The sequence below is a fragment of the Pseudomonas sp. CM27 genome (genome assembly GCF_013179515.1).
Lineage (GTDB): Bacteria > Pseudomonadota > Gammaproteobacteria > Pseudomonadales > Pseudomonadaceae > Aquipseudomonas.
In genome coordinates this window covers 1-4,180 of sequence record NZ_JABMCN010000333.1, presented here as the reverse complement: position 1 = coordinate 4,180, position 4,180 = coordinate 1, and the positions used below count along the sequence as shown (strand labels likewise).

At 62.5% G+C, this 4,180-nt stretch carries 6 protein-coding genes; all 6 read left to right on the top strand.

Features of this window, described 5'->3' with window-relative positions; translation table 11 throughout:
• On the top strand, nucleotides 1–800 hold an 800-nt coding region (locus tag HP547_RS27040), incomplete at its 5' end, for a flagellar biosynthesis protein FlhF (RefSeq protein ID WP_172288490.1).
• Between the two features lie 93 nt (nucleotides 801–893).
• On the top strand, nucleotides 894–1,727 hold the full coding sequence (gene fleN, locus HP547_RS27035; RefSeq protein ID WP_027593013.1) for a flagellar synthesis regulator FleN: 834 nt from the start codon (nucleotides 894–896) through the stop codon (nucleotides 1,725–1,727).
• Nucleotides 1,724–2,464 (top strand): RNA polymerase sigma factor FliA, encoded by a 741-nt coding sequence (gene fliA, locus HP547_RS27030; RefSeq protein ID WP_013973585.1) that lies wholly within the window; start codon nucleotides 1,724–1,726, stop codon nucleotides 2,462–2,464. The genes fleN and fliA overlap by 4 nt, the downstream gene beginning before the upstream one ends.
• Nucleotides 2,465–2,569: 105 nt before the next feature.
• Entirely contained in the window at nucleotides 2,570–2,944 is a 375-nt protein-coding gene (locus HP547_RS27025) for a chemotaxis response regulator CheY (RefSeq protein WP_172228080.1), read from the top strand.
• A gap of 20 nt (nucleotides 2,945–2,964) precedes the next feature.
• Nucleotides 2,965–3,753 carry a protein phosphatase CheZ gene (locus HP547_RS27020; RefSeq protein ID WP_172228078.1) on the top strand — a complete coding sequence of 263 codons (789 nt, stop codon included), beginning with the start codon at nucleotides 2,965–2,967 and terminating at the stop codon, nucleotides 3,751–3,753.
• A 12-nt stretch (nucleotides 3,754–3,765) separates the two neighbouring features.
• A partial coding sequence (locus HP547_RS27015) for an Hpt domain-containing protein (protein WP_172288488.1) occupies nucleotides 3,766–4,180 on the top strand: 415 nt, incomplete at its 3' end.

The following is a 4,180-nucleotide window of genomic DNA, read 5'->3' as shown; positions in this document are numbered from 1 at the left end:
TCGGCCTGTCCGGGCCGATCGCCCGTGAGCTGCTGGACCTGACCGCCGAAATCGAAGAACCACGCCAGGCCTGGCGCATGCTGCTGGCGCACCTGGCGCGGATGATCGACATTCCCGAAATCGAGCCGATCGAAGAGGGCGGGGTGATTGCCGTGGTCGGCCCGGCCGGCATGGGCAAGACCACCACCCTGGCCAAGCTGGCCGCCCGCTACGTGCTCAAGTACGGCGCGCAGAACCTGGCGCTGGTGAGTATGGACAGCTTCCGCATCGGTGCCCAGGAGCAGCTCAAGACCCTGGGCCGCATCCTCAACGTGCCGGTGACCTACGTCGACCCGGGCCAGTCGCTGGCTGCGGCGCTGGAGCCGCTGCTGCGCAAGCGCGTGGTGCTGATCGATACCGCCGGCCTGCAGGCCAGCGACCCGGCCCTGCGCATGCAACTGGAAACCTTGGCCGGGCGTGGCATTGCCGCAAAGAATTACCTGGTACTGGCCACCACCAGCCAGAAGCAGGTGCTGACCGCCGCCTATCACAGCTACAAGCGCTGTGGCCTGGCCGGCTGCATCCTGACCAAACTCGATGAATCGGCAAGCCTTGGCGATGTGCTGAGCCTTGCCATCAGTCATGAACTGCCTGTGGCCTATCTCACCGATGGCCCGCGCATTCCAGACGACCTGCACTTGCCACGTGGGCACCAGCTGGTGACCCGGGCAGTCAATGTGCAGCAGCAGGACGAGCCCAGTGAAGAGGCCATGGCCGACATGTTCGCTGATCTCTATCACAACCCACGGCGAGCGGGTTGACCATGAAGCGTGTGCAAAGTCGCTATACCAAGGGGTACGCAGAATTGCCCTACGTGTGGCCTGAGTCCCAGCGAGACAAGGTAAAGAACAGACATGGGTAGCATGCATCCTGTACAGGTGATCGCCGTGACCGGTGGTAAAGGTGGCGTCGGCAAGACTAACGTTTCAGTGAACTTGTCCCTGGCGCTGGCCGAGCTTGGCCGCAGGGTCATGCTGCTCGACGCCGACCTGGGCCTGGCCAATGTCGACGTGTTGCTGGGCCTGACTCCCAAACGTACCCTGGCCGATGTCATCGAGGGGCGCTGCGAGCTGCGCGATGTGATGCTGCAGGGCCCCGGCGGCGTGCGCATCGTGCCGGCGGCCTCGGGCACGCAGAGCATGGTGCACCTGGCCCCGGCCCAGCATGCCGGGCTGATCCAGGCGTTCAGCGACGTCGGCGACAACCTCGACGTGCTGGTGATCGACACCGCTGCGGGCATTGGCGACTCGGTGGTGAGCTTTGTCCGCGCGGCGCAGGAAGTGCTGCTGGTGGTGTGTGACGAACCGACCTCGATCACCGATGCCTACGCCCTGATCAAACTGCTGAATCGCGACTACGGCATGAACCGTTTCCGCGTGCTGGCCAACATGGCGCAGAGCCCGCAGGAAGGGCGCAACCTGTTTGCCAAGCTGACCAAGGTCACCGACCGCTTCCTTGACGTTGCCCTGCAGTACGTGGGCGCCGTGCCGTACGACGAGTGTGTGCGCAAGGCGGTGCAGAAGCAGCGTGCAGTCTACGAAGCCTTCCCTCGCTCCAAGTGCGCGCTGGCCTTCAAGGCGATTGCGCAGAAGGTCGACAGCTGGCCGCTGCCGGCCAACCCGCGCGGCCACCTGGAGTTCTTCGTCGAGCGTCTGGTGCAACCCACCAGCGCGGGACCCGTGCTATGAACGCGAGTGGCTTCAAGATGTACAGCCGGGCGTCGAAAGACGCCCAGTACGAGCTGATAGAACGCTACGCGCCGCTGGTCAAGCGCATCGCCTACCACCTGCTGGCGCGGCTGCCGGCCAACGTGCAGGTCGAGGACCTGATCCAGGCCGGCATGATCGGCCTGCTGGAAGTGGCCAACAAGTACGACGCCAGCAAGGGCGCCAGCTTTGAAACCTACGCCGGTATCCGCATCCGCGGCGCGATGCTGGACGAAGTGCGCAAGGGCGACTGGGCACCGCGCTCGGTGCACCGCAACACCCGCATGGTCAGTGACGCGATGCGCGCAGTCGAAGCCAGAACTGGCCGTGACGCTAAAGATCATGAAGTTGCTGCCGAACTTCAATTGAGTCTCGATGATTACTACGGGATCTTGAACGATACCCTGGGCAGCCGCCTGTTCAGCTTTGACGACCTGTTGCAGGACGGCGAGCACGAAGGGCTGCATGAGGATGGCGCCAGCGGCCAGGTCGAACCTGCCCGCGGCCTGGAGGACGAGCGCTTCCAGGTAGCCCTGACCGAGGCCATCGCCAACCTGCCGGAGCGTGAGCGCCTGGTGCTGGCGCTGTACTACGACGAAGAGCTGAACCTCAAGGAAATCGGTGAGGTGCTTGGGGTCAGCGAGTCGCGGGTCAGCCAGTTGCACAGCCAGTGTGCTGCGCGCCTGCGCAGCCGCCTTGGGGAATGGCGGGCGCGTTGAGCCCGTTGTCGTTGCAGTCGTTTTCTACGTTGTACCGGATTGATTGAATGCGCGCTCGCAGCCGAGCGCGTTCGAGACTGCTTGGAGGTCTACTTGAACAAAGATATGAAAATCCTCATCGTTGACGACTTTTCGACGATGCGGCGGATCATCAAGAACCTGATGCGCGACCTGGGTTTCACCAACACGCACGAAGCGGACGACGGCACCACGGCGCTGCCGATGCTGGAGAACGGTGACTACGACTTTCTGGTGACCGACTGGAACATGCCTGGCATGTCCGGCATCGACCTGCTGCGTAAGGTGCGTGCCAGCGAGAAGCTGAAAACCATGCCGGTACTGATGGTGACCGCCGAAGCCAAGCGCGACCAGATCATCGAAGCGGCCCAGGCCGGCGTCAATGGTTACGTGGTCAAGCCGTTCACCGCTCAGGTGCTCAAAGAAAAGATCGAGAAGATCTTCGAACGCGTCAACGGCTGAGTCACGCCAGGGGGCGCGCCATGGAATCATCACAAACGTCGTTGGGCGAGTTCGAATCGACCCTCAAGAAGCATGCCCAGGAGCTGGTCGAAAGCCTGGAGCGAGGCCGTTTTGGCGAGGCGGTGCAGCTGATTCACGAGCTGAACCAGACCCGCGACCGCGGCCTGTATCAGGAAGTCGGCAAGCTGACCCGCGAGCTGCACAGTGCCATCGTCAGTTTCCAGATCGACCCGACCATGCCGCAAGCCGAGGAGGTGTCGCAGATTACCGACGCCACCGAGCGCCTGTCGTATGTGGTCAAGCTCACCGAGGGCGCGGCCAACCGCACCATGGACCTGGTCGAGGAAAGCACTCCGGTGCTCAACGACCTGGCCAGCGAGGCCAAGGCGCTGAGCACCGACTGGCAGCGCTTCATGCGCCGCGAAGTGGCTGCGCCAGAGTTCCGTGACCTGGTCAAGCGCGTCGACAGTTTCCTGACGCACAGCGCTGAAGGCAACCGCAAGGTAGCTGGTCACCTCAACGACATTCTGCTGGCGCAGGACTACCAGGACCTGACCGGTCAGGTGATCAAGCGTGTCACCACGTTGGTGACCGAAGTGGAAAGCAACCTGCTCAAGCTGGTGCTGATGGCCAGCCAGGTCGACCGGTTTGCGGGCATTCAGCATGACCACGATCAATTGCGTGCAGAAAAAGATCGAGAAAAACATCCGACTCGGGGTGAAGGTCCGCAGATTCATGCCGATAAGCGTGAAGACGTTGTGTCCGGTCAGGACGATGTCGATGATTTGCTGTCCAGCCTGGGTTTTTAAGGAGCACGTTTGATGAGCTTCGGCGCCGATGAAGAAATCCTCCAGGATTTCCTGGTAGAAGCCGGCGAAATTCTTGAGCAACTGTCCGAGCAACTGGTCGAGCTGGAAAGCCGGCCCGACGATGCCGACCTGCTCAATGCGATCTTTCGCGGTTTCCACACTGTAAAAGGGGGCGCCGGCTTCCTTCAGCTGAACGAGCTGGTGGAGTGCTGCCATATCGCCGAGAACGTGTTCGACGTGCTGCGCAAAGGTGAGCGCCGGGTCGACGCGGAACTGATGGATGTAGTGCTTGAAGCACTGGATACGGTCAACAGCATGTTTGGCCAGGTGCGCGAGCGCGCCGAAGTGACTCCGGCCACCCCTGAGCTGCTGGCGGCATTGTCGCGCCTGGCCGAACCTGGCAGCGCCGAAGCGCCTGCGGCAGCCG

Bases quoted from the DNA above. Each gene is read 5' to 3' on its own strand.
- fleN (WP_027593013.1), top strand. From the start codon at position 894: ATGGGTAGCATGCATCCTGTACAGGTGATCGCCGTGACCGGTGGTAAA.
- fliA (WP_013973585.1), top strand. From the start codon at position 1,724: ATGAACGCGAGTGGCTTCAAGATGTACAGCCGGGCGTCGAAAGACGCC.
- HP547_RS27020 (WP_172228078.1), top strand. From the start codon at position 2,965: ATGGAATCATCACAAACGTCGTTGGGCGAGTTCGAATCGACCCTCAAG.
- HP547_RS27025 (WP_172228080.1), top strand. From the start codon at position 2,570: ATGAAAATCCTCATCGTTGACGACTTTTCGACGATGCGGCGGATCATC.